This is a genomic window from Arthrobacter cavernae, assembly GCF_017368795.1.
Taxonomy (GTDB): Bacteria; Actinomycetota; Actinomycetes; order Actinomycetales; family Micrococcaceae; genus Arthrobacter; species Arthrobacter cavernae.
On the sequence record NZ_JAFNLL010000133.1, the window covers coordinates 1 to 626 of the forward strand.

At 66.3% G+C, this 626-nt stretch carries 1 protein-coding gene; it reads left to right on the plus strand.

Annotation, left to right across the window (positions count from 1 at the left end; all coding sequences use genetic code 11):
* A partial coding sequence (locus tag J1902_RS19125) for a lipoyl synthase (protein WP_242702235.1) occupies window positions 1–626 on the plus strand: 626 nt, incomplete at both ends.

Below are 626 nucleotides of genomic sequence, written 5' to 3' on the forward strand. Positions count from 1 at the left end.
TGACCCTGGCACCTGAAGGCCGCAAGCTGCTGCGCGTTGAACAGCGCAACGCAGCCGTCCCGGTCGAACGCAAGCCCGAGTGGATCAAGGCCAAGGTCCAGATGGGCCCGGAATTCGTCGGCCTGAAGAACCTCGTCAAGAAGGAAGGCCTGCACACCGTCTGCGAGGAGGCCGGCTGCCCCAACATCTTCGAATGCTGGGAAGACAAGGAAGCGACCTTCCTGATCGGCGGCTCCGAATGCACCCGCCGCTGCGACTTCTGCCAGATCGACACCGGCAAGCCCTCCCCCGTGGACCGCTTCGAACCCACCAAGGTGGCCCGCTCCGTGCAGGCCATGAACCTGCGCTACGCCACCGTCACCGGCGTCGCCCGCGACGACCTCGAGGACGAAGGCGTCTGGCTCTACGCCGAAACCGTCCGCAAGATCCACGAACTGAACCCCGGCACCGGCGTCGAACTCCTCATCCCCGACTTCTCCGGCAACCCCGGGCACATCCAGGCGATCTGCGACTCCGCCCCCGAGGTCTTCGCGCACAACGTCGAAACCGTGCCGCGCATCTTCAAGCGCATCCGGCCCGCGTTCCGCTACGAGCGCTCCCTGGACGTCATCACCCAGGGCCGGGAC